At 61.0% G+C, this 24,335-nt stretch carries 24 protein-coding genes; 10 read left to right on the forward strand and 14 right to left on the reverse strand.

Features of this window, described 5'->3' with window-relative positions:
* From Q0063_RS04120 to Q0063_RS04150, 7 genes are all read left to right on the forward strand, one after another.
* Positions 1 to 836, forward strand: an 836-nt coding sequence (locus tag Q0063_RS04120) for an FAD-binding protein (protein WP_297870711.1), incomplete at its 5' end; no start/stop codon positions are given.
* A 9-nt stretch (positions 837 to 845) separates the two neighbouring features.
* The gene (locus tag Q0063_RS04125) at positions 846 to 1,682 is read left to right on the forward strand and encodes a DUF1963 domain-containing protein (RefSeq protein ID WP_297870712.1); all 837 of its coding nucleotides are present in this window, start codon (positions 846 to 848) and stop codon (positions 1,680 to 1,682) included.
* Positions 1,683 to 1,703: 21 nt separating this feature from the next.
* Positions 1,704 to 2,921, forward strand: coding sequence for an FprA family A-type flavoprotein (locus Q0063_RS04130; RefSeq protein WP_297870713.1), 1,218 nt, complete (start codon positions 1,704 to 1,706; stop codon positions 2,919 to 2,921).
* A 327-nt stretch (positions 2,922 to 3,248) separates the two neighbouring features.
* Entirely contained in the window at positions 3,249 to 3,728 is a 480-nt protein-coding gene (locus tag Q0063_RS04135; protein WP_297870714.1) for an isocitrate lyase/phosphoenolpyruvate mutase family protein, read from the forward strand.
* Entirely contained in the window at positions 3,634 to 4,131 is a 498-nt protein-coding gene (locus tag Q0063_RS14680; protein WP_367180325.1) for an isocitrate lyase/phosphoenolpyruvate mutase family protein, read from the forward strand. Before Q0063_RS04135 ends, Q0063_RS14680 begins: the two co-directional genes overlap by 95 nt.
* On the forward strand, positions 4,112 to 4,858 hold the full coding sequence (locus tag Q0063_RS04145) for an esterase family protein (protein WP_297870716.1): 747 nt from the start codon (positions 4,112 to 4,114) through the stop codon (positions 4,856 to 4,858). Before Q0063_RS14680 ends, Q0063_RS04145 begins: the two co-directional genes overlap by 20 nt.
* A 109-nt stretch (positions 4,859 to 4,967) precedes the next feature.
* A complete protein-coding gene (locus tag Q0063_RS04150; RefSeq protein WP_297870717.1) occupies positions 4,968 to 5,627 on the forward strand; it encodes a Crp/Fnr family transcriptional regulator in 660 nt (219 codons plus the stop codon).
* Positions 5,628 to 5,690: 63 nt separating this feature from the next.
* On the opposite strand, the gene Q0063_RS04155 is transcribed toward Q0063_RS04150, so the two are convergent.
* The 14 genes from Q0063_RS04155 to Q0063_RS04220 form a co-directional block, all read right to left on the reverse strand.
* Positions 5,691 to 7,385, reverse strand: a complete 1,695-nt coding sequence (locus Q0063_RS04155) for an FAD-dependent oxidoreductase (RefSeq protein ID WP_297870718.1) — start codon at positions 7,383 to 7,385, stop codon at positions 5,691 to 5,693.
* Position 7,386: 1 nt separating this feature from the next.
* Positions 7,387 to 7,701, reverse strand: coding sequence for a rhodanese-like domain-containing protein (locus tag Q0063_RS04160; RefSeq protein ID WP_297870719.1), 315 nt, complete (start codon positions 7,699 to 7,701; stop codon positions 7,387 to 7,389).
* A gap of 12 nt (positions 7,702 to 7,713) precedes the next feature.
* Entirely contained in the window at positions 7,714 to 8,019 is a 306-nt protein-coding gene (gene trxA, locus Q0063_RS04165) for a thioredoxin (protein WP_297870720.1), read from the reverse strand.
* Between the two features lie 47 nt (positions 8,020 to 8,066).
* On the reverse strand, positions 8,067 to 8,690 hold the full coding sequence (locus tag Q0063_RS04170) for a 4Fe-4S binding protein (protein ID WP_297870721.1): 624 nt from the start codon (positions 8,688 to 8,690) through the stop codon (positions 8,067 to 8,069).
* Positions 8,687 to 8,899: a 4Fe-4S binding protein gene (locus tag Q0063_RS04175; protein ID WP_297870722.1), complete on the reverse strand. Its 213-nt coding sequence runs from the start codon at positions 8,897 to 8,899 to the stop codon at positions 8,687 to 8,689. Before Q0063_RS04175 ends, Q0063_RS04170 begins: the two co-directional genes overlap by 4 nt.
* Before the next feature lie 473 nt (positions 8,900 to 9,372).
* A complete protein-coding gene (locus Q0063_RS04180) occupies positions 9,373 to 10,857 on the reverse strand; it encodes a glycoside hydrolase family 32 protein (RefSeq protein ID WP_297870723.1) in 1,485 nt (494 codons plus the stop codon).
* Positions 10,858 to 10,960: 103 nt separating this feature from the next.
* Positions 10,961 to 11,155, reverse strand: a complete 195-nt coding sequence (locus Q0063_RS04185) for a hypothetical protein (protein WP_297870724.1) — start codon at positions 11,153 to 11,155, stop codon at positions 10,961 to 10,963.
* A 32-nt stretch (positions 11,156 to 11,187) separates the two neighbouring features.
* Positions 11,188 to 12,021 carry an MBL fold metallo-hydrolase gene (locus Q0063_RS04190; protein ID WP_297870725.1) on the reverse strand — a complete coding sequence of 278 codons (834 nt, stop codon included), beginning with the start codon at positions 12,019 to 12,021 and terminating at the stop codon, positions 11,188 to 11,190.
* Entirely contained in the window at positions 12,018 to 13,886 is a 1,869-nt protein-coding gene (locus Q0063_RS04195) for an amylosucrase (RefSeq protein ID WP_297870726.1), read from the reverse strand. The genes Q0063_RS04190 and Q0063_RS04195 overlap by 4 nt, the downstream gene beginning before the upstream one ends.
* 16 nt (positions 13,887 to 13,902) lie before the next feature.
* Positions 13,903 to 14,841: a carbohydrate kinase family protein gene (locus tag Q0063_RS04200; protein WP_297870727.1), complete on the reverse strand. Its 939-nt coding sequence runs from the start codon at positions 14,839 to 14,841 to the stop codon at positions 13,903 to 13,905.
* 234 nt (positions 14,842 to 15,075) lie between these two features.
* Positions 15,076 to 16,959, reverse strand: coding sequence for a PTS transporter subunit IIBCA (locus Q0063_RS04205; protein ID WP_297870728.1), 1,884 nt, complete (start codon positions 16,957 to 16,959; stop codon positions 15,076 to 15,078).
* A gap of 114 nt (positions 16,960 to 17,073) precedes the next feature.
* On the reverse strand, positions 17,074 to 18,042 hold the full coding sequence (locus Q0063_RS04210; protein ID WP_297870729.1) for a LacI family DNA-binding transcriptional regulator: 969 nt from the start codon (positions 18,040 to 18,042) through the stop codon (positions 17,074 to 17,076).
* Between the two features lie 830 nt (positions 18,043 to 18,872).
* Positions 18,873 to 19,550, reverse strand: a complete 678-nt coding sequence (locus Q0063_RS04215) for a P-II family nitrogen regulator (RefSeq protein ID WP_297870730.1) — start codon at positions 19,548 to 19,550, stop codon at positions 18,873 to 18,875.
* Positions 19,551 to 19,616: 66 nt separating this feature from the next.
* The gene (locus Q0063_RS04220) at positions 19,617 to 21,152 is read right to left on the reverse strand and encodes a DUF1538 domain-containing protein (RefSeq protein ID WP_297870731.1); all 1,536 of its coding nucleotides are present in this window, start codon (positions 21,150 to 21,152) and stop codon (positions 19,617 to 19,619) included.
* A gap of 230 nt (positions 21,153 to 21,382) precedes the next feature.
* Here Q0063_RS04220 and Q0063_RS04225 point away from each other — a divergent pair, with 230 nt between their 5' ends.
* The 3 genes from Q0063_RS04225 to Q0063_RS04235 all read left to right on the forward strand — a co-directional run bounded on the left by Q0063_RS04225 (position 21,383) and on the right by Q0063_RS04235 (position 24,238).
* Positions 21,383 to 21,766: a hypothetical protein gene (locus tag Q0063_RS04225; RefSeq protein ID WP_297870732.1), complete on the forward strand. Its 384-nt coding sequence runs from the start codon at positions 21,383 to 21,385 to the stop codon at positions 21,764 to 21,766.
* Between the two features lie 45 nt (positions 21,767 to 21,811).
* Complete coding sequence (locus Q0063_RS04230) at positions 21,812 to 22,969, forward strand: DUF4317 domain-containing protein (RefSeq protein ID WP_297870733.1); 1,158 nt, start codon at positions 21,812 to 21,814, stop codon at positions 22,967 to 22,969.
* Between the two features lie 63 nt (positions 22,970 to 23,032).
* Positions 23,033 to 24,238, forward strand: coding sequence for an S-layer homology domain-containing protein (locus Q0063_RS04235; protein WP_297870734.1), 1,206 nt, complete (start codon positions 23,033 to 23,035; stop codon positions 24,236 to 24,238).
* Positions 24,239 to 24,335 lie beyond the last annotated feature (97 nt).

Consider the following 24,335-nt stretch of genomic DNA (forward strand, 5'->3'; position numbering starts at 1 on the left):
CCACCATCTACGAGGGCACCAACGAAATTCAGCGGGTGGTCATCGCCTCCCACATTCTGGGCAAGGCCGCCAAAGAGGCCTCCGCCCCCGCCGCGGGCCCCAGAGGCCCTGAGACCGGGGCGAGAAAACGCCAGATTTTCAAGGACGGCGCCCCTCAGGAGAAGGTGGAGGCCCTGGTGGCCAGCCTGAAGAAGGACGGCCACGACTTCACCGTGGGCATCCCCCTGGACACCCCCATCACCCAGGCGGAGCGGGTGGTTTCCGCCGGTCAGGGCATCGGGGAGAAAAAGAACATGAAGCTGATTGAGGACCTGGCCAAAGCCGCCGGCGCCGCCATCGGCTCCAGCCGTCCTGTGGCCGAGACGCTGAAATACGTGCCCCTGAACCGCTATGTGGGCATGAGCGGCCAGAAGTTCAAGGGAAATCTCTATATTGCCTGCGGCATCTCCGGCGCCATTCAGCACCTGAAGGGCATCAAGGACGCGTCCTGTATTGTGGCGATCAATAAAAATCCCAATGCGAAAATCTTCAAGAACTGCGACTATGGCATCGTGGGAGATGTGATGGAAATTCTCCCGCTGCTCACCGCCGCCCTGGACACCGGGGAAAAGCAGCCCGCGCCGCCTATGGTGAAAATGAAGCGGCAGGTTCCCAAAAAGGTCTATCAGCCCCGGAAGCTCTATATCTGCAACGGCTGCGGTCACGAGTACGACCCCATGCAGGGCGACCCGGAGAACGAAGTCAAGCCCGGCACCGCCTTCAAGGACCTGCCCGAGGGCTGGACCTGCCCCCACTGCGGCGAACCGGCAGACCAGTTTATTGAGATCGAGGCGTAAAAAAGAAGTATGGTCACAAAGGAACAAATCCTGTCGGTTCTGGAGTCCACAAAGCTTCCCTGTGTCCGCATTATCCCAGAGCCTGACGAAACACCCGGTCCCACAGACAGCAGATTCGGTGGGGATTACTGCCTCCCCGCCGGGACGGAAGCGTCCGAGTTGGAATTTATGGCACAGATCAACTTTGCCCAGGTCCCCCGTTTGAAGGACTTTCCGGAACGCGGTCTGCTGCAATTCTTCCTCTGCACAGAGGAGGAGAAGTTCGAGTCTTTCTATGAGGACAGCTTCGCGTGGAAACAGGACGCTGGCTTCTTTCAGGTGCGCTGGTATCCGGAGGTCCCTGAGGACGGCCCCGCCCACCCGGATGAGGTCCCTGAGACGCGCTGGGCCATGGACAAGGTCACCGGCGGCATGAAATTTGCCTCCGCAGAGGAGGTTGCTACACTGGGGCTTGGCGTAGAGGGATTTTTCTTCGACCTGGGCTCTGAGACCGGGGCAGAAACGGTGGAAAAGCTCTTTCTGGCGGATTACCAGCGTCAGGAGGCCGGCGAGCCGGACGAGAATCCCGAAGGCTACGACCTCGGCGACTGCGGCGGCGTGATGGACCTGACCGAGGATTTTGGCAACTGGGGCTTCAAGCTGGGGGGGCACCCATCCCTGCGCAGCGACGACCTGCGCCTGGAGGACACGGCGTATGCCGCCTATTCCGTCCTGCTGTTCCAGTTCGACCTGACGCTCCTGTCCCAGAGGTGCGATGCAGACACCTTCTGCTTCTTCATCAAGCCAGAGGACCTGAAGGCCGGCCGGTTTGACGATATTTTGATGGTACACCACAACTGCTATTGAACGATAAGGAGGAAACTCTCTATGTATAATTACCGCATGGTCACCGACGACCTGTACTGGGTAGGCGCGGACGAGCACCGGCTGGCCCTGTTTGAGAACATCCACCCCCTGTACCACGGCGTTTCCTACAACGCCTATGTCCTGCTGGACGAGAAGACTGTCCTCTTCGACACTGCCGACTGGGCCGTGGGCCGGCAGTTCATCACCAATGTCAAGGCCGTTCTGGCGGGCCGTCCTCTGGACTACCTGGTCATCAACCATGTGGAGCCGGACCACGCCGCGTCTATCGAGGAAATTCTCCTGCGCTGGCCCGACGTGAGGATCATCACCACTCCTAAGGCGGTCACTCTGCTCAACCAGTTCGGTTTTGGCCTGGACCCCAGCGCCATTGAAGAGGTGGCCGAGGGGGATACCAAGTGCTTCGGCAAACACACCGTGGCCTTTGTCTATGCCCCCATGGTCCACTGGCCCGAGGCCATGGTCACCTTCGACACCACCAACGGCGTCCTCTTCTCCGCCGACGCCTTCGGCTCCTTCCGCTCTCTGGACGGCAAGCTCTTCGCCGACGAGGTGGACTTTGACCGGGAGTGGATCGACGACGCCCGGCGGTACTACACCAACATCGTGGGCAAGTACGGTCCCCAGGTTGTCGCCCTGCTGAACAAGGCCGCCAGCATCGTGGGCCTGGACAACATCAAGATGCTCTGCCCCCTCCACGGTCCCATCTGGCGGAAGGACCTGGGCTATATCATCGACAAATACACCCATTGGGCCACCTATGAGCCGGAGGAAAAGGGCGTCATGATTGTCTACGCCTCCATGTACGGCAACACCGAGGCCGCCGCCGAGGTTCTGGCCTCCAAGCTCACCGCCCGGGGCGTCACCAACACCCGGCTCTACGACGTGTCCAGCACCCATGTCAGCTATCTGATTTCGGACCTCTTCAAGTACAGCCACCTGGTTCTGGCCTCCGTCACCTACAACCTGGGGATTTTCCCGCCCATGCACAACTTCCTGATGGACATGAAGGCCCTGAACCTCCAGAAGCGCACCGTTGCCATCATGGGCAGCGGCTCCTGGGCCCCCCGCTCCGGCGCGCTGATGCGGGAGGAAATCGAGAGCCTGAAAAACATGACCGTTCTGGACGAGGAGATGACCGTTACCTCCTCCCTCAAGGCGGATAACGAGTCGGAGATCGACGCCCTGGCCGACGCCATTGCCGCCTCCATTCAGAAGTAACGCGCTTTGCGCGTCCCCCCGCCGCAGGGACCAGCCGGAAGGCTGGTCCCTGTACGCTTCCGTGGCCTTGGGGAGAGGAACGCCGGCCCTCCGGCGGAGGACGGAGGCGTGTTCCTTCATGCAGGGGCCGCCCATCCCCTGAAAGCATGGAGGAAGAACGGGAGGGGACAGAGCCCCTCCCCTGCATGGCATGTTATAAAATGCGGAAATAGGCACGTCCCGCCGGCAGGGAGTCCTTGCGTCCGGCGGGACTTTCTGCTATGATAAGGCCAGCGCGTTGAGAGGCCCCAGGGCCTCCCATCCCCACCTGCAAAGGAGGCTTTACCTATGACCGGAGCCGCGCAGCTCCGGGCCCTGCTGGCCGGGGACCGGATTGTCATGGCCCCGGGGGCCTATGATGCCTGGTCCGCCCGGCTGATTGAGGCAGCGGGCTTCCCTGCGGTGTACATGACGGGCTGCGGCGTGTCCGCCAGCGTCCTGGGCCGGCCGGACATCGGCCTCATCTCCTTTCAGGAGATGGCCGCCGCCCTCCGAAGCACCTGCGCCTGCACCGCCGTCCCCGTCATCGCAGACGCGGACAACGGCTATGGCGGAACGTGGTCCGGACCGTGTCGGAGTACGAGGCCGCCGGTGCGGCGGGCATCCAGCTGGAGGACCAGGGCCCAAGCACTGCGGCCACATGGAGGGCAGGCAGCTGATTTCCAGGGAGGAGATGACGGCGAAAATCCGGGCCGCCGTCCACGCCCGGAGGGACCCGGACACCGTGCTGATTGCCCGGACCGACGCCGTGGCCGTCACAGGCTTTGACGACGCCTGTCAGCGGGCCGCCGCCTGCCGGGACGCCGGGGCCGACGTGATTTTTGTGGATGCCCTGCAAACGCCGGAGCAGGTCCAGAGCGCCGCCGCCCGTGTGGGGGCTCCCCTGATGGCCAACATGGTGGAGCAGGCCCCCCCTGGACACGGCGGACCGCCTTTTCAGCATGGGCTTCCGCATCGCCATCTGCCCGATGGCTCCCCTCTACGCCGCCACGAAGGCGGCGGGGGACCTGCTGCGGGAAACCGGGGACCTGCGGCCCTGCATGGAACGGGAGGTGGATTTCCCCGCCTTCAACCGCATGATCGGTCTGGAGGAGCTCCGGGCTCTGGAAGCCAGCTTTTCCCCCCGGGGCTGAACATGAAAGGAGACAGCTATGAACATCCAATACTTTAAGGAATACAGCCGCCACTTAAACCGGGACATGGAATTCAAGGTCTACGGTCAGGGCGGCAAGCCGGTGCTGGTCTTCCCCTGCCAGAACGGCCGCTTTTTCGACTGGGAGGGCTTCGGCATGCTGGAGACCCTGGGGGACTATCTGGAGAGCGGGAAAATCCAGCTCTTCACTGCCGACACCATCGACGGGGAAACCCTCTCCCTGGTGGAGGGCAATCCCTATGACCGGGTCCGGCTTCACGAGGGCTGGTTCAGCTATGTGATGGAGGAGCTGGTTCCCCGGGTTCGGGAGCTCAACGGCACAGGACAAAGCCTGCTGGTCACAGGCTTTTCCATGGGGGCCTATCACGCGGGCAACTTCTTCTTCCGGCGGCCGGACGTCTTCGACAGCGTCATCGCCCTCTCCGGCGTTTACGACACCTATGACATGTACAACGGATACATGGACGAGGTGGTCTACGCCAACGACCCCTGCGCCAGCATTGCCGGGATGCCGGAGGACCACCCCTATCTCCGGCTGTACAACCAGCGGAAGATTATGATCTGCGTGGGTCAGGGGGCCTGGGAGGAACCCCTGCTGGCGGGCACCCGCCGTCTGGACGCCGTGCTGCGGAGCAAGGGCGTCCACGCCTGGGTGGACTACTGGGGACACGACGTGAATCACGACTGGCCCTGGTGGAAAAAGCAGATCCGCTACTTCCTGCCCCATGCCCTGGGGGAGGCCTGAGCGTCAGAGCGGCAGACTAACCCGGCGAAACCACGGGGAAAGGAGGGCCAGCCATGACCATCGCGCCGGCACGTGAAGCTGGCGGACGGCATGGCCCGGGGACGGCATCATGGAGTTTCAAAGCTGTTTTCCCATATGGGATCAACTGACAAAGGCCCAGCAGGACCGCATCCTTGCCGGTCTGGCCTTCCGGCAGATTCAAAAAGGGGCCGTCATTCACAACGGCAGCACGGACTGCGCCGGGCTGCTGCTGCTGAAATCCGGCCAGCTCCGGGCGTATATCCTCTCGGACGAGGGCCGGGAAATCACCGTCTACCGCCTGTTTGACCGGGATATCTGCCTGTTTTCCGCCTCCTGCGTGCTGAAAAGCGTACAATTCGACATCACCATCCAGGCGGAGAAGGACACGGAGCTCTGGGTAATTCCCCCGGAGGCATACCGGAGCCTCATGGAGGAATCCGCCGCCGCGGCCAACTACACCAACGAGGTCATGGCCGCCCGGTTCTCCGAAGTCATGTGGCTGGTGGAGCAGGTCATGTGGAAAAGCATGGATAAACGGGTGGCCTCGTTTTTGACGGAGGAGTCCGCCATTGAGGGCGGGAACCGGCTGTCCATCACCCACGAGACCATCGCCAGGCACCTGGGGACCCACCGGGAGGTCATCACCCGGATTCTCCGCTATTTCCAAAGCGAGGGCCTGGTGAAGCTGTCCCGGGGCGTTGTGGAGCTTACCGCCGGGGAGAGGCTGGCGGAGCTGGGAAACGACTAAGCGGAGCTGGAAACAAGCAAACGGAATCCCCTCCCTGCGGCTGCCGCAGAGAGGGGATTTTTGTCACGGGAGGTCCATGCCGCACGCCGCGGCCTGTTCAATCAGACGGCGGTCATTGACCACCGCGTCATAGAAGCGGAATCCGCCGGAAAAGTTATAGGTCTCAAAGCCGTGTCCGGCCAGGATGCGGCAGGCGATGTAGCTCCGCAGGCCGCTCTGGCAGACAACATACACCGGCTTGCCGGCCTCAAGCTCCCCCAGCCGCTCCCGCAGCGCGTCCACGGGGATGTTCCGGAAGCCCTCAATCCCGCCGCCGGCGTACTCCTGGGGGGTCCGGACGTCCAGCAGCGTCACGCTGCCGTCCCGGGGCAGGGTCTTCACGTCCTCCAGGCGGAACTGCTTCACAACGCCGCCGGCCAGATTTTCCACCATGAAACCCGCCATATTCACCGGGTCCTTGGCGGAGGAGTAGGGCGGCGCATAGGCCAGGTCCAGGTCCTTGAGCTGGATGGCCGTCATTCCGGCGCGGATGGCGGTGGCCAGCACGTCAATCCGCTTATCCACGCCCTCATAGCCCACAATCTGGGCCCCCAGCAGACGGAAGCTTCCCTTTTCAAAGACCACCTTCATGGTCATCACCCTGCCGCCGGGGTAGTAGCCCGCGTGGCTCATGGGGGACAGCACAACCGCGTCCGCCTCCAGCCCGGCCTTCCGGGCGTTGGTCTCGTTGACGCCGGTGGAGGCCGCTGTCAAATCAAACACCTTTACAACGCTGCTGCCCTGGCTCCCCGAATACCGGCTGTCCCCGCCGCAGATGTTGTCCGCCGCAATGCGCCCCTGCTTGTTGGCGGGGCCCGCCAGGGAGATCACCGCGTCCTGTCCGGTGACGAAGTGCTTCACCTGCACCGCGTCGCCTACGGCGTAGATGTCCGGAACAGAGGTCTCCATCCGGTCGTTGACCGCGATACTGCCCTTCAGGCCCAGCTCCAGGCCCGCCTCCTTCGCCAGGGCGGTGTCCGGGGTGACGCCGATGGCCAGCACCACCATACCGGCATGGAGGGGAGCCCCGTCCTTCAGCAGCACGTCCACGCCGCCGTCCCGCTCCTCAAAGCCCTCCACCGTCTGCCCCAGGGCCAGCCGGATGCCGTGCCGCCGGGCCTCGCTGTGGATGAAGGCCGCCATGTCCGGGTCGAAGGGGTTCATCAGCTGGCGGGGCCGCTGGACGACGGTAACCTCCATCCCCAGCTCCCGCAGGTTTTCCGCCAGCTCCAGACTGATAAAGCCGCCGCCCGCCAGCACGGCGGACCCGGGATGATGGGCGTTGATAAAGTCCTTGATGCGGAAGGTGTCCTCTACGGTCCGGAGGGTAAACACCTTTTCCAGTCCCACGCCGGGAAGCCGGGGCTGTGTGGGCCTGGCTCCGGGGGATAGAATCAGTTTGTCATAGCGCTCCTCAAATTCCGTCCCAGTCTCCAGATTCTTCACGGAGACGGTTTTCCTCTCCGGGTGAATGGCGGTGACCTCGTGGCGCACCCGCATATCCACCCGGAACCGGGCAAAAAAGCTCTCAGGCGTCTGGAGGGTCAGGGCCTCGGGGTCCTCAATCACCCCGCCGATGTAGTAGGGCAGGCCGCAGTTGGCATAGGAGACGTATCCCGACCGCTCGAACACCACAATCTCCGCCGTCTCGTCCAGCCGCCGCAGCCGGGCCGCCGCCGTGGCTCCTCCCGCCACGCCGCCGATGATGACTACCTTCATGTCAGCGTTCCACCTTTCCTGTATAGGCGGCAATCCCGCCAATATTCTTTACATTCGAATAGCCCATTCGGGTCAGTATCCGTACCGCCTGACTGCTCCGGGCGCCGCTGTGGCAGTAGACGAACAGGGGCGCGTCCTTCCCTGCCGCCTCCTCCCGGTCAAGGGTCTGAAGCGGCGCGTTCCGGCTTCCGGGGATGTGGCCCTCCCGGTACTCCTGGGGCGTGCGGACGTCCAGCAGCACCGCGCCGGGGATCTCCCGGAACTCGCTCACGCCCTGGTCAATACGGGGGCCGCTCAGGAAATCAAACAATCCCATGGCGCGTCCTCCTTACAGCAGGGCGAGAATCTGGCTTTTGGGCCTTGCGCCTGTGGCCTGATTCACGACGGTTCCGTCTTTCACCACCACCATGGCGGGAATGCCCATGACGCCGAACTGTCCGGCCAGCTCCGGCTGCTCATCCACGTTGATCTTGCCCACCTTGATGTCGGCGCGCTCCCGGGCAATCTCATCCAGAATGGGGCCGACCATGCGGCAGGGGCCGCACCAGGGGGCCCAGAAATCCAGAAGAACGGGCCGGTCCGAGCGGAGCACCTCGCCGGCGAAGTTATCCTTGCTAATATTGATGACAGACATTGTATGTCCTCCTTTTCTGATGTGGTGATTCTATGATACCAGAAGCGTCACGGCTCTTCCGTGACAATGTCACCCTTCGGGCTTTTCGCTTTGCAGATCAGCTGGGTCATGGTTCCCATGGGGCAGCAGACGCACCAGCTGCGGGGCTTGAACAGAACCATGGTGATGAGGCCCAGGACGGTGGAGGTCAGCATGACGCTGTAAAAGCCGAAGGCGAACTGAGCGACGCCGGGGGAAAAGAGGGTGCCGTGATAGGCCCAGTGCCAGGGCAGCTTGAAGGTCCACAGCAGCGTCACCGCCTGCCTGAGCGTCCGCGCCCCGGCAAACACCAGATACGTGTTCCAGAGCATCTGGAAAAACATGACGAAGAAGAACAGCAAAAATCCATAGCGGAATCCCCTGCTCTTCATCCACCTGGGAATATCCTTTTTTCGGGACAGCCCAAACCGGCCTCCCAGCAGGCCGAACAGCTGTCCCCGGCCGCAGTACCGGTTGCAATAGCCCTTGGTGCCTTTGACCAGTGAAATGATAAGCGGAATGCAGAAAAACAGCATGCCCAGCCAGGCAAACAGGATATTGAAAAAACCCAGCGCCATATAGGTCAGCTCTACCATCCACAGATAGTCATACCAGCGTTTTTTCTGGTTTTTCGGGTTTTTTGTGCTTTTCATGCCTGCGCCTCCCGAATCTCAATGACGGACGCGGGGCATTCCCTTGCGCACTTCCCGCAGCCCACGCAGCGCGTCCTGTCCACCCGGGCGTAAATTCCGTTCCGAATCTGTATGGCGTTCATCGGACAGACCCTGGCGCAGCAGCCGCAGGCAACGCAGAGATCAGTGTCAGCGAAGGCCTTTCGTCTCGTTCTTGTTTTGGGTTCCATAACATGCCCTCCCTCATGGATTGTACGGTCAGCACACCTGAAAATCAGTATATACCGATTTTCAGGCAGCGGCGGGCCGTCCGGATTTTCCCGGGTGCTGACCGTGAGGTCCGCCGCAGGGCTGAACGGAAGCCTCTGCTTCGCTTCAGCTGCGGTGACTGTACGCATGATATCAGAAATCATGGGCGGCTTCCGTGACAAGATCACAGAAGCGGAAGCGCCGGGCGAACACGATGGCCGGAACCGGAGAAATGCCCGGCGGGCAGGGCCCGTGAGGCAGCAGGGAAACAGGCTGAACCGGCAGGCCCTTCCAGGAACCGCCGGGTTGTCCGGCGGCCGGGGAGGGGGCTGTTTTCTTTGTGGGAGGGAGGACGTGGGTGCAAAGCAAAAATCCCGCCCTGAGGGCGGGATTTTCTGAACCGGGGTCAGCGCGTCTAATTGATTGCAAATGAACCGTCAACGTGAACGTCGATTTAGAAAAAGTCCAGGTCGTACTTCTCTACGTCCATCATCACGGAGCCGCCGGCCTCGAAGGTAATGGCGTCCGCCTCCTGCCGGGTGTAAATCACCGCGCTGGCCGCCTGCTCACCGTCGTTGACGAAGACCTCCAGACTATAGCGATCCAGAATGATTCGCAATTTGATTTCACCATTCCGGGGCCGCACTAAAAAAGAACGGGTATGGACAATATCACGGGGCAGGCCGCTGCGGATGCGGTCCAGCTTCAGCGTGCCCTGGTCCGGGCGGTATCGAATGCTCGTCTCATGCTCCCCGTCCTTGGCCACCCGGACACGGAACCAGCGGTAGAGCTCCGGACCGGTGGGACGGACGGTGACGGTCATGTCCAGCACCCGGCCCCGGACGCCGGGGAGGTTGATTTCGCCGCAGACGGGAATGTTCTGATGGATCGCCCGGGCCCCCCGGTACGCCTCCAGCTCCCGGACGGGGTTCTGAATCAGCCGCCCGTCTTTCAGGGACAGCTCCCGGGGCAGGGTCATCTGCCCAAACCACCGGCAGTGATAGGGCTTGGAGTTGACCGTGTCCCAGTTCTGCATCCAGGCGATCATGATCCGCCGCCCATCCGGGGCCTCCAGCGTCTGGGGGGCGTAGAAGTCCAGGCCGTAGTCAATGGCCTGCGCACTCTGCCGGAAAAATCCTTTTTCAGGGTCGTATTCACCAATCAGGCAGAGGGTCCCGTTTCCGGCGTGGAACTCCAGACCTACGGGCTTCATGTCCTGGGGGCTGGTCATCAGCACCTGCTTCCCGTCCAGAGGAAAGAAATCCGGGCACTCCCACATCTTTCCATACTGGTTGTGACACTGGTCCAGCGTGCGGACAAACTCCCCTTTGAAGTCTTCAATGCCCCGATAGAGGAGAATTGCGCCGCTGCCGTCGGCGGTCCGGTTGCCAATGACGGCGTAGAAATCCCCGTCCTTGTCCCGCCAGACCTTGGGGTCCCGGAAATCGGTGGTGCTGCCGCCCTCGGGCAGATCCTTCCCATCCAGGACGGGGTTGCCTCCCCACTTCTCGTAGTTCACGCCATCCCCCACGGCCACGCACTGAGTCTGCACATCCTGGAGGAAACCGTCGGCATTGTGGCTCCGCTGAACGCCGGTGTACATCAGCAGCTGCCGTCCGTCGGGCAGCTCTACCGCGCCGCCGGAGAAGCACCCGGAAGAATCATACTCCTGGTCCGGGGCCAGGGCGGCGGGCAGGCGTTTCCATCGGAGGAAATCCCGGGTTTTCAGATGCCCCCAGTGCATGGGGCCCCATTCGTTGGAATAGGGGTAATATTGGTAGAACAGGTGACATTCGCCCTTATAGAAGGAAAAGCCGTTGGGATCGTTCATCCAGCCGATGGTGGGAGTGGCATGGAACGCGGGACGCTCGCTGTCGGGAATATGGGGGCCGTATTGGGCCTCAAACGCCCGGGCTTTCTGCAATGTTTCGCTGATCATAACGGTTCCTCCGACTCCTGTTTGATAAAGTGCAGTGGCCCTGTGCCCCTGCACTGTTTTAGTTTCTGGCTTCTTTTTTTGGGGGGACAGCACTCCGGCTGTTTCAGGTTTTTGCAATGGACTTGCGAATCTCCGCCCGGAGAGGCAGGACTGAGGCGGGGAAGATGGATAGCCCGTCGATGCCGATGGTCAGGAAGGTCTCCGGCCGGAAGAGGCTGCCGTCGGCCATGCCCTCGGCAGCTTCTTCCGGCAGGCCGGCGGGACTGGCGGGAATGCCGGGGAATCGGTGACAGCGCACTCAAGGCTTTTTGCGGGGATACTTCCTTTCTGTTAAAATTCAATTTCCATGCCGTCATAGGCCGCAAGAATATTTCGTTCGGCGCCCCATGCGGCCAATTGGTCGTGAGTCATCCCGCCATTGTGGCTGAAGTGGTTGATTACCTTGACCGTGTGTTCGTCCGCGCATCCCAGCTCCGTCAGCCTTTGAAACATAGCTTCATCGTTGGGCAGGCCCATGTGATAGCCCGGAATCGTCTTTTTGCCCATCGTGGCGTCCAGACTGATGAGGTCGTAGTGTTCAGCTGTGATAAGCGCCCATGCATCAGGACTCAGGTTGACGCCGGTATCATGGCCGTAAAAAACCGTTTTACCGTCCTTTTTGCAGATGTAAACCAGACATTCCTCACGCTTGTCATGGTCGGCGGGGACGGCGGCAATCTCCCAGCCATTTGCCTGGATGCGGTCGCCGCCGCGGATAACATGGAAATTCACCACACCGTCAATGGGGTGGGGCTTGAAGCGGTCAATAAGAATATGCGCGTCAAAAGTGTCCTTGACCGCCTGACTGCCGTAGATCTCCAGAGTACCTGCCGCCCCATGGCCGAAGTGCTCATGGCGGTGAATTAAATCGGTGGGAAACCAGTGATCCATATGGCTGTGGGTCACCAACAGAGTGTGGATTTTAGCCAGCTCCAAACCGTATTGCAGAGCGTGGCAGTAGGTGTCCGGAGGAAAATCAATCAGCAGTTCACCGTCCAGAATGGCCTGGGTGCGGGTGCGCAGGTTTTTGCCGCCCTGTATCCGTGCATGGGTGCAGATGGGGCAGGAGCAGAAGAGGGCGGGCCAGCCCTCGGCTGCGGCAGTACCCAAGTAGCGTATTTTCATTGAGATGCCTCCTTTTCGGGATGTTCCGTATCTCTCAGCAGCCATGCAAATCCATTGGGCCACAGCTCAACCCGGCGGATATCATCATAGCGCGTGCCATACATCAGTTCCGTGTAGCGCCCCGGCCGGTCTGCGCCGGCCCGGACAAACTGATTGCTGAAGTTGAACAGGCAGATCAGCTCCCGGTCTCCCATCCGGCGGCACAGGGCCAGCACCCGGGAATCTCCGCTGTCCTCCACCCTCACGTCCGCCTGCGCGTCAAAGCAGGGTTCCGACCCGCGGATGGACTCCAGCCGCCGCAGGCCCTGGAAGAGTCTGCCCTGGTAGGTATCCGGGTCCTTCCGCCCATCCGCCAGGTCCCACTGGAAGGCCCCCCGGTGGATATACCGGCTGTCGTCCCGTTTGTCCGGATCGTCATGATAGGTATAGTCGTTGAACCGGCCTACCTCGTCCCCGCTGTAGATAACCGGGATGCCGCTCTGGGACAGCATCCAGGCGTGGAGGGTCAGGTCACAGGCAGCGGCCCGTTCCCGCTTGAAGGGGTCCCCCTCGTATTCCGCCGTTTCCAGTCCGCAGAGGGAGGCGGTGGTGCCGCAGAGCCTGGCGTCGCCCAGACGGGGGTCGTCGTTATACAGCTCTCCTCTCGCGTCGCTGCCGGGGAATTTCCCGGTAAACCAGTCGTTCAGATAGCGCTTGTGGGCCACCTCGCCGGCGCCGGAGTTCTGCGCCAGCCAGGGATAGTCCAGTCCCCAGCCGATATCATCGTGACAGCGCAGGTAGTTGAGGAACAGAAAGTCCCTGGGCAGGGCACAGACCGCCTCCATCTGCCGCTGCAGCAGGGAGACGTCCCCGGTGGCCAGGGTGTGCCAGGTGGTGGCCATGGTGGTGACGTTGTAGAGCATGTGACACTCCGGCTTTTCCGGCGTGCCGAAGTAGGGCGCCACCTTGGCCGGCTCCATCACCACCTCCCCCAGCAGCAGCACGCCTGGGCACACGATTTCGCACACCATCCGCAGCAGCCGGGCCAGGGTGTGGACCTGGGGAAGGTTCCGGCAGTCGGTGCCCAGCTCCTTCCAGATGTATGGAATGGCGTCCAGGCGGATGACGTCGATTCCCCGGTTGGCCAGGAAGAGGAGGTTTTCCGTCATGTCGTTGAATACCGCGGGGTTGGCATAGTTTAAATCCCACTGATAGGGGTAGAAATTGGTCATGACAATCTGCCCGTCCTCCAGCTGGGTAAAGCTGCCGGGGGCGGTGGTGGGAAACACCTGGGGGACGCTCTTCTCAAACTCCCGGGGGATATCCCAGCTGTCATAGAAGAAATACCGCTCCCGGTAACCCGGTTCTCCGGACCGGGCTTTTTTTGCCCATTCATGATCCTCGCTGGTGTGGTTCATTACAAAATCCAGACACAGGCTGATCCCCTGCCTCCGGCAGGCATCGGCCAGCTTTTCCAGGTCCTCCATGGTTCCCAGGTCGGGACGGACGGCCCGGAAGTCGCTGACGGCATAGCCTCCGTCGCTGCGTCCCCTGGGGGTATCCAGCAGGGGCATGAGATGGAGATAGTTCACGCCGCACTCTTGAAGATATCCCAGCTTTTCCTTGACGCCCCTCAGGTTCCCCGCGAAGGCGTCCACGTAGAGCATCATGCCCAGCAGGTCCGGCCGGCGGTACCAGTCCGGGTCCGCCTCCCGCTTCGCGTCCTGGTTCCGGAGGGCCTGTTTCCGGTCCTTCCAGCAGCGCTCCAGCATCCCCGTAAAATAGCTGAAAGCGCCCTCGTCCCGATACAGCTCCAGATACAGCCATTTCAGCTCGTCATAGTGCCGCGCCAGACGGCGAGTAAATTCTGTTTTGGCGTATTTCATAACAAATATGCGCCTCCTATTTGTCACTCAACTCATCCAGTAAGGGCATGGCGGGGATTGCACCGCTGCGGGCGCAGGTGAGGGCGGCAGCCCGGTTGGCGAAGTCCAGAATGTCCCTCAGCTCAGCCCCGGTCAGGCCCTCCAGAGGCCTCTCCCCCCGGCGGCTCAGTCGGCTGAGGACCGCGCCCAGGAAGGTGTCCCCCGCACCGTTGGTGTCGGTAACCTTCACGCTGACGCCCGGGACAGTGAAGCACTCCCCCTGCCAGCGGCAGAAGCTGCCCGTGCCGCCCAGGGTGACAAGCACCAGGGAGATGCCCTGCTCCGCCAGCAGACGGCTGCCCTCCTCCAGATCGGAGGAACCGGTGAGGAGGGGCAGTTCCTCCTCCGACAGCTTAATGACATCTACCAGGGGCAGGGGAACCCGCATCCACTCCGCCGCCTCGGCCTCACTGCGCCACAGGGCGGGGCGGTAATTGGGGTCGTAGCTCACCAGCACCCCTGCCAGATGGGCGGCCCGGGCGGCAAAGATGGTTCCGCCGCGGGCGATCCCCCGGGTCAGGCTGACCGATCCGAAGTGGAGAAATTTGCTCCGGCAAACGGCAGACTCGTTGATTTCGTCGGGGGAAAGCTCACAGTCCGCTCCCCGGACAAAGCTGAAACTGCGCTCCCCGGTGCTGTCCACCGAGACGATAGCCATGGTGGTGGGCTGGTCTCCAGTGTGCATCCCGGAGCAGTCCACAAAGTCGTCTTCCAGTACCCTGCGCAGATAGGCGCCGAACGGGTCTCTGCCTGTCTTGCCGATGAATGCCGTGGAGGCCCCCAGGCGGGAGGCCGCTACAGCCACATTGGCCGGCGCCCCACCGGGGTTGGCTGCGAACAGGGGGACTCCCGCTTCGCTGAGACCGGTCTGGGTCATGTCAATCAGAATTTCTCCAACAGCAGTGATGTCCTTCATATAAAAGCGGCCTCCCTGGAAAATTTTTGCGGATTTGCTGCTATGGTCACCGCAGTTGAAAAGAAGCATCCGCTTCTTTTCAGCAAGCGCGGCGATCATTCGCCGCGCAGGCCGCAAAACGGCCTTGCGGTGGACTTCATAGCCGGCACAGGGGTTTGGTCTTACCCGTCAGCGGCTCTGCCGCTGTTTGAAAACCGGTATCTGCCGGTGTTCAGCTGTGCCGCCTATATCATATCAGACCTGAATGACCTTGTCCAGCACATTGCAGGCTCCGGTTTGAATGGTGAGATTCTCGTAATCATCGGAGTTGGTTACCAGAATCACTACCACGTCGGGGTGTCCGGCGGCGGCGATTTTCTCCCGGTCAAAGGCAATCAGTTTGTCTCCGGCCTTTACCTGCTGGCCCTCCTGAACGAAGCATTCAAAGCCATCACCGTTCATGGCGACGGTGTCTATACCCACGTGGATGAGCAGCTCCATGCCGTCGGGGGAGGAGATGCCCACTGCGTGCCTGGTGTCGGTGACAGAGGAGATTTCTCCATCGAAGGGGGCAACCACAACCCCGTTTTCGGGCCGGATTCCCACGCCCTGGCCCAGAACGCCCGCGGCAAAGGTTTCGTCGGGAATCTCCTCGGAGGGGATGACCGTACCGGACACGGGGGCGTACACGGCGCCGGGCCGGCACTGGATCGCGGGGACGGCGGGTTGGGGCTGAGCAGCTTTTTTCTCCGCAGGGGCGGCGTCCTTGTAGCCGAACATCCAGGTGAGGGCGAAGGACACGCCGATGGCGATGGCGGCCATGATGATGTAATTGATGGGGTCATTGAGACAGAGCAGCAGGCCGAACAGACCGGTCACGCCAGTGCCGCTGGCCCCCAGGCCTGCCAGGGAGGCGTACATAGCGCCTGCCGCCCCGCCAATGGCGCCGCAAATAAAGGGCTTGAAGTGGCGCAGATTGACGCCGAAGATGGCGGGCTCAGTGATGCCCATGAAGCAGGAGAAGGCAGAGGGCAGAGCTACGGACTTGGTCTTGCCGTTTTTAGTCTTGAGGGCCACCGCCAGGGTGGCTGCTCCCTGGGCCATATTGGCGGCGGAGGCCAGGGGGAGCCAGTAGGTTACGCCGTACATGGACAGCTGGCCCATGTCGATGACCGTGTACATATGGTGGATGCCGGCCACCACGGTGGTGGAGTACAGGCCGCCCATCATGAGACTGCCCAGGCCCAGGGGCAGAGTGAGCAGGGTCTGAATACCGCCGATGACGCTGTTTTCAATGGTGACAAAGATGGGACCGATGACGGAGTAAGTCAGATAGCCGGTGACGAACACGCTGACCAGGGGGGTGACAAACAGGTCAAACATGGCCGGGACGATTTTGTGCAGTCTCTTTTCGATAAAACACATCACCCATACGGCGATGATCACCGGAATCACATGGCCCTGATAGCCCACCAGGTCCACCTCATACAGTCCAAACCACACGCTCTGGGTCCGAAGCACGCCTTCTGTAGCCACCGTCCAGGCGTTTTGCAGGTCGGGATGAATCATCAGCATACCGATGACCGCACCTAGGTAGGGATTGCCGCCAAAGGCTTTTGCGGCGGAATAGGCGATTAAAATCGGCAGGAATACGTATGCTGTATTGGCAAAAAGATTGGCGAAAACATAGATTGAGCCGGAGGTGTCAATATTCAGGAAGCCGTTGTTTACCATGAAGTTCAGCGCTTCCATAATGCCCATGAGGAAGCCGCTGGCTACGATGGCGGGGATGATGGGAACAAAGATATCTCCCAGGCACTTGATGGCCCGCTTGAAGATGTTCTGTTTGGCGGCGGCGGCAGCCTTCACCTCTTCCTTGGTGGCGGCGGTGAGACCGGAGATGGCGATAAACTCGTCATAGACCTTGTTTACCGTACCGGTGCCCAGGATGATCTGGAGCTGGCCCGAGGCGCTGAACACCCCTTTGACCCCGTCGATGTCCTCCACAGCCTTGGCGTCGCACCTGGCGTTGTCCGCCAGCACAAGCCGCAGCCGGGTGGCGCAGTGAGCGGCGGAGACGAGGTTCTCCTTTCTGCCTACCTTTTCATAGATTTCCTGGGCTGTTTTTTTGTAGTCCATAGCGCATGTTCCCTTCCTTTTTATTTCAGCTCCACTTGGAGCAGATAGGCAAGCCATTTAAAGAATACGTATTCTTGACAATCCCAAAAAAAGGACAACCAGACGCCGTCCTTTTTATGTGCTCTCCCGCAGCACCAGTTCCGCTGAAAGTGGGTAATCCAGAACCTCCCGCTGCCCAGGGTGCTCGATCCGGTCCAGCAGACGCGCTACAGCTTCCTGCGCCATCTGTGCAATGGGCTGGGATACGCTGCTCAGCCGGGGATTGAGATAGCGGCCGGTAGAGGTGTCGTCAAAGCCGATGACGCCGACCTCCTCCGGGATGGAAACATCCAGCTTGCGCAGGGCGTCCAGCACCCGCAGGGCGTAAATGTCGTTGCCGGCAAAGACGGCCCCGCGCTCTGAAGCTTGACGGAACCAGCCTTCCAGGGCTTGCTTCAGCTGGACATCGTCCTGATAGACAAGATTTGCCGTCTGTTCGCCATAGCCCGTTTGAACAAGCTTCTGACGAAATCCCACATATTTCCCATCGTAGTCCTTTCCGATAAAGAGGAAACGGCGGAAGCCCTGTTCCAGCAGGTGCGACGCCACCATGGAACCGGCCTGGATGTGATCCACATAGACTGAATCCAGGCCCTTGGCCCGGCGGGTAACGGTGACAATGGGGACATCCAGCTTTTTAACATATTCCTGCCACTCGGCGCTGGTTTCCCGGATGGGAACCGCCAGGACGCCGTCCACCCGATAGCGGCGGACCACATCCAGGTACTCCTGTTCATTCTGAGGGTTGTAGTCGCTGTTGAACAGGATCATGCTGTACCCGCGTTTCCGGGCCGCCGTCTCAATCTGTTTGGCAAGGTCAGCAAAAAAGCCGTTGGAGATGTCGGTGACCAGCACTCCCAGAAGCTGGGTCTTGCTGCCTTGCAGCCCTTTTGCCAGGGCGTTGAACTGATAGTCGTGTTCCCTGGCGCAGGCCAGCACTCGTTCCCGAATCTCCGGAGCGACTGTTTGGCTGCCATTAAGCACCCGGGATACTGTGGGCTGGGATACGTGGGTCAGCCTTGCAATTTCAGTCATTGTAATCATAGCTATTACCATGTGAATTCGTATTCTTGAGGACAAATACAATATAACATGTCCTCAACCGGGGTTCAATTCGCAGAGCGCATAAAATTTTGAATATTTTTTTGTGATTTCGCCGGAACGGGCACAGAGAAGGAATTTCTATTTTACGGCCGCTGATTGGGGAGATGTGTTGATCATGAACTGCAGACCGCTGTCCTGGGAAAAAGTGTCTCCTCTGCAGGCTTTTCATTAGCTGCCGGAGAGGAAATTCCCCGCCGCCGGATTCCCGTCCGGGGCGGCAGCCGCCTTTTCCGGCCACTCTGAAAAAACAGCCAAAACAGGTCCATACATGACCAACGAGGCTGTTTTGGTCAATCGAGCCTGTGCCCCAAGGCGAGACACACAGATTCCGGCGCGGGAAACCTGAAAGCCCTGGAATGGATACCGGCGTTCCGCCCGTATCCCCGTTTTCATACATTGCTCCAATTTCAAGACGGGGTTTTATGAGCAAAGGGTTCCGTTTTTTCCAAACCAGGCCCGTGGTCTGCTTTTATCATCCGCCAGGCGCCGCCCGAGATTGTTCCCCGCGGAAACGGAACCACCGCTGCGCACTCCGCAGTCCCGTTATGTCCTCCATATTCTACATAAGACGAAAAACCGTCAAAAGCCCCTGGAATGCCTCAGATTCCAGGGGCCTTTCTTTTCGTGATGATACGGACCGCCGTCGCCGGCTTCCGCCGGTCTGAAACCGGCGCTTGTGAACGGGTGCGCCCTGCCGGCTTCCGGCCTTCCAAAAAAAGCAGCCCCGGCGGCGGAAAAATCCGCGCCGGGACAAGTCCGCTTCATGCGCGCTATGCCTGGGGCGGGTGCTCCAGGTCCAGCCGCCGGAGTCCCGCGATGTCCGTCACCGGCAGGGAGAACACCAGGGACTGGGCCTCGGTCTGCATCCCGGCCTGATCCATCACCGCCTTCATGATGGGGCGGCGTTTCTCCGCCTCCGCCAGGATAAAAACCAGCTCCTTTTCCGCCGCAATGGACACGCCGAAGAATTTCTTGGCAAGCTCCGTACCGGTGCCCTTGGCGTGAATGCTGGTGCCGCCGCCGGCTCCGGCGGACCGGGCGGCGTTCATCACCTGGTCGGTCCGGCCCCGGTTGGTGATGACGATAATCAGCTCGTGGGTGCGTTCCTGCTCCATGGATTCCTCCCCCTCCTGCGGCAATAGATAGTCCCGGGCACGGGCCCCGCCGATGCTGGCAATGGGCACGGTCATCAGAATGCCCCGGCCCGGCACGTCCAGCCACAATTCCCGCTCCGCCCGGCGGACCAGGCGGCGGGAATTGGGGGCCGCCAGCATCAAAACGGCCTTTTCCGTGGCCTCCAGACCCAGACAGTCCAGAATCTCCGTGGTGGCCGTGCCCCGGCCCGGCGCAGCCAGCACCAGGGGGATGCCCTGGCTCTGAAACCAGGCGGCGAACTCCCCGCCCCGGCTCCGGTCCGTTATGGTAATCATGAGAACGGCTCCGCCCATGGCCCTCTCCCCCTTTTTCGTTTCTATGTATGGCGGACGGTTTTCGGAAGCGCCGCGGACCGGCGCTCACAGCTCAATGATGTCCTCGTCTGCCGCCGCGGCCTCGCTCCCGGCCCGCTTCAGCTTCCGCTGATAGACCAGACCCAGCAGCTGGATGGTCAGCAGCGGCGTCATGGCCACCATAGCCACCACGCCAAAGGCGTCGGTGACGATATTGCCCCCCAGGGCCTCGCAGGCCCCCTGGGCGAAGGGCAGCAGGAAGGTGGCCGTCATGGGGCCGGAGGCCACGCCGCCGGAGTCGAAGGCGATGGAGGTGAACATCTCCGGCACAAAAAAGGACAGCACGACGGCGATCAGATACCCGGGTATCAGGAACCAGAGGATGGAAACCCCCGTCAGCACCCGGGCCATGGCCAGGCCGATGGAGACGGCCACGCCGATGGAGAGGCTGGCGGACATGGCGCTGCCGGGAATGGCCCCGGCGGTGATCTCCTCCACCTGCTTGTTCAGCACGTGGACCGCCGGCTCCGCCTGGACGATGTACCAGCCCATCAGCATGCCGATGGGCGCCAGCACCCACCGCCCGGGCAGGGCGGCAATCTGCCGGCCCAGATACATGCCCGCCGGCAGGAAGCCCACATTGACCCCTGTGAGGAACACGGCCAGCCCTATATAAGTATACAGAAGACCCACCAGGATGCGCAACAGTTTTTTTCGTTTCAGACGCAAAGATATGACCTGAAACACCGCGAAGAAGACGGCGATGGGGAAGAGGCACTTCAAAACCTCCCAGGCATATTCCGGGAAAGCCGAGACGAAGAGCCCGCCCAGCTCCCGGCTGTCCCCCGCCTGGGGAATGGCCGGGGGAATATAGGACCCGGAGGCCGGGAAGATCAGCGCCAGAACCAGCACCGCCAGAATGGGCCCCACGGAGCACAGGGCCACCAGACCGAAGCTGTCCTGTGCGGCGCTGGCGTCGCTCCGGATGGAGGACACGCCCAGGCCCAGAGCCATGATGAAGGGCACCGTCATGGGTCCGGTGGTGACGCCGCCGGAGTCAAAGGCCACCGCCAGAAAATCCTTTGGGATGAAGGCCGCCAGCAGGAACACCAGGGCGTAGCTTCCAATCAGCATCCACTGAAGCCGAACCTGAAACAGGATGCGCAGCAGCGCCGCCACCAGGAAGACCCCCACACCCAGGGCCACGGTTCCCACCAGCAGCATATTGGGGATGCCGGGAACCTGATTGGCCAGAACCTGCAAATCCGGCTCGGACATGGTGACCACCACGCCGATCAGAAAGCTGACGGAAACAACCACCCACAGCTTTCGGGACCCCGCCATTTTGGAGCCCAGCTGCTGGCCGATGGGGCCCATGGCCATGTCCGCCCCCAGGGTGAAAAAGCCCATGCCCAGAATCAGCAGCACCGCCCCCGCCAGAAAGGCCAGCAGCACGTCCGCGGGCACCGGGGAAATGGTGAAGCACAGCGCCAGCACAATGGCGGTAATGGGCAGGACGGAGGCCAGCGCCTCCCGAGTCTTCTCCCCCAGGACCGTTTTTGTCTGACCCATCTGCTCCCGCCAGCGTCCAATGCCGTCCATCACGGCCACCTCCCCTCAGCGCAGTGTACAATTTTTTTCATAATAGCATAAATATGCCGGCTCCGGCAAGGAATTCCCCCTGTTCTTTACGGGAAATTTACACCCTCCTGATCTCCAGACCGTTCATCAGCACCCCGCCCTTTTCCGAAAAAAGAAATGGTTGATTTCACCTGGCCGCAATGCTATACTTGTTCTATTCCATGCCTGACGGGCGGAAAGGAGACAGCGGAATGGACTGGATGGCGATTCTGAGCACCCTGTTTGTCTTGGGCCCCGTCATTGCGATTCTGGTGATTTTTGCAATGGCGCGGAGGAAATACAAAAACCGGGGCGGCGCCGGGGCCTTTTTCTTTGAGAACGGATGTCTGGTGCTCAATACCGGTCTGCCCTATCCCATTCCGCTGGAGGATATCCGGCTGGTCGAGCTGGACTGCAGCGCCTGGGAATTGGAGCATCAGCTCTCCTACAGCCTGACCGTCAAGGTCACCCGGAAAAACGGGAAAACCAGGCGCGTGTTCTATAAGGGCTACCGCACCGCCAAGCTGGCCCTGCCCTCCGACATGGAGGCGGCGCTTCGGGAGCGGGGCGTTCCCTGTGTGTTGAACGCCCGATAACGGCAAAATAAACCGGCGCATCTCCGCCGGAAAGCGAGGTATACCATGAATCAAAAGGAAATCAGCGAGCTGCGCCGCCGCTTCCGCCCGGAGAAGTGCGCCGTCAGCCGAATCTACGGGTGCTATGTCAACGGCTCCAGCCGGGAGGTCATCTCCTATCTGGACGAGTCCCTGGGCCTGCTGCCCCAGGAGGAGGCGGAGAAGTACCTGGGCCTGCTGAAAAAGAGCCTGTCCGGACGTCTGGGCAGGAACCTCATCGACGTGGTGTTTTCCACTAAGCAGGTGGCCGAGGGGGACGAGCACCGTCTTCTGATGGACCTGCGGGACTCGGAGCTGAAGAACGCCGAGGCCCGGGACCTGTTCTATCAGAAGGTCATGGACAGTCTGGACATGGGGGACTCCAACTACATCATCCTCTTGGCCCACGACGCCTACGACGTGCCCCACCGGAACAAAAACGATGAGGTGGACGGCTCCGACGAGGTCTTTTCCTATATCCTCTGCTGTGTCTGCCCGGTGAAGGGCTGCAAGATGGAACTGGGCTATTTCCCCGGCGAGAACGAATTCCACAGCTGCGCCGCCGGGCAGATTGTCTCCGCCCCGGACCTGGGCTTCCTGTTCCCCGCCTTCGATCAGCGGTCCGCCAACATTTACAACGCCCTCTATTACGCCCGGAAGCCCGAGGACCTGCACCAGGAGTTCATCGACGCGGTCTTCCGCACCGAGCCCCCCATGTCCGCCGCCGAGCAGAAGGAGAGCTTCCAGTCCGCCCTCACCGGGGCCTTGGGAGACGCCTGCGGGCTGGAGGTGGTCCAGGCGGTCCACGGCGGTCTCCTCAGCAAAATCGAGGCCCACAAGGAGAGCCGGGACCCGGAGGCCCCCGCCGTCACCGCCGGAGACGTGGAGGACATTCTGGCGGACTGCGGCGCGGCCCCGGAGCAGACTGCCGCCTTCCTGGAGCAGTGGAACGACCGCTTTGGCGAGGGGGCCGTGCTGAACCCGGAAAATCTGATCGACAGCAAACGCTTCGACATCAAAAGCGACCTTGTGACCATCTCCATCGACCCGGAGCACAGCGCCATGGTGGAGACCCGGATGATCGACGGGCGGCGCTGCCTGCTGATTCCCATTGAGAGCGACGTGGAGATTAACGGCATTCCCATGGGACTGGGGACGGAAGCGGCGGAGCAGGAAGCTACATAAACGCATACGCGCCGCCTGATTTTGACAGAGGGGCAAGGCCCCTGTGCGAAAGGAGTTTTTGCAATGAACAAACAGCTCGGCTCCCTCTTCCTGGCGCTGGCCCTTTGCCTGGGGCTGGCAATCCCGGCCAGGGCGGCGGAGCTCTCGGATGTCCCGGCGGACCACTGGGCGTATCAGCAAGTCAGCCGCTGTGTGCAGGACGGCATCGTCTCCGGCTACCCCGACGGCGCCTTCAAGCCCACCAATCCCGTTTCCTATGGGGCCTTCTCCATCATGCTGGCCCGGGCCTTCTATGCCAGCGAGCTGGCGGGTTACTCCGACCAGGGGACGGCTGCCGGCGAGGCCATCATGAATAAGCATGGCATCCTGAAAGGCACCAGCCGCTCGTCTGCCTCTATCGGGGCTTCCCTCCCCCGCGAGGACATGGCGCAGGTTATGTATAACATCCTGGTGGATAAGGGGGCAAAAATTCCCTCTGTAAATGAGCAGAATGCAGCAATTTCTGCCATAAGCGACTTTTACTCCATCTCCTACAACTGCCGCACCGGTGTGCTCGTTTGCTACACCCTGGGTCTGCTGACCGGGCAGAATGACGGCAGTTTCGGCCCCAAGAACCCCATGAACCGGGCGCAGGGATGTGTCGTCATCAATCGACTGCGGGATTACATGGGGAACACAACCGAGCCGCCTGTGGACCCGGTTGACCCCTCCGAACCCACTACTCCCACCGTAACAGAGCTGCCGGCTTTCAAGCTGGAGGCCGGGGAGAATGTCCAGCAGATGATGAACCGTCTCAACGCGGCGACCCCTGCGTATACGGCGGGATATTTAAGCAACGGGAAGCCCATTATGGAGGCTAACATCCAAGAGATTCTCAACTCCGCAAGGGAAAGCATGCCGGAAGGTATTCGTTGGGACACAGATTCTTTTTATAACTATAACTCTCCCAAACTTTTTTCTGGCCCAGCCTGCTCAAGCTTCGCATGCGGGCTCTCTGATTACATCTTTGGCGAGGACGCACCTGTCACCAAACATCAAAACTTCGACCAGCTCAAGGTTGGCGATGTGGTGTGGATGAAGAATTCCACAACAGGATATAGCCATGCATTTGTTATCACTTCGCTTACAAATCCCTATTATGGGTCTGATTATTACTCTGCTTGTGATGGCAACAGTGGCGGTGAAGTCTCTTGGAGTAGTCAAGGGAAATATACCACGTTCGACAAGCCAGAGGTCGCTTCCGGAACCTACATCTACTCCAGATATTGACCCTTGCGTACTTTCTCTGACCCCGGTTTGACAACCGGGGCCGGGGTTTTCTTTTTGGCGGCAGAACCATCATACCGCGCCCGGGAACACATCCGGA

It is taken from the genome of uncultured Oscillibacter sp. (genome assembly GCF_947654275.1).
In the GTDB taxonomy this organism is placed as follows: Bacteria; Bacillota; Clostridia; order Oscillospirales; family Oscillospiraceae; genus Oscillibacter.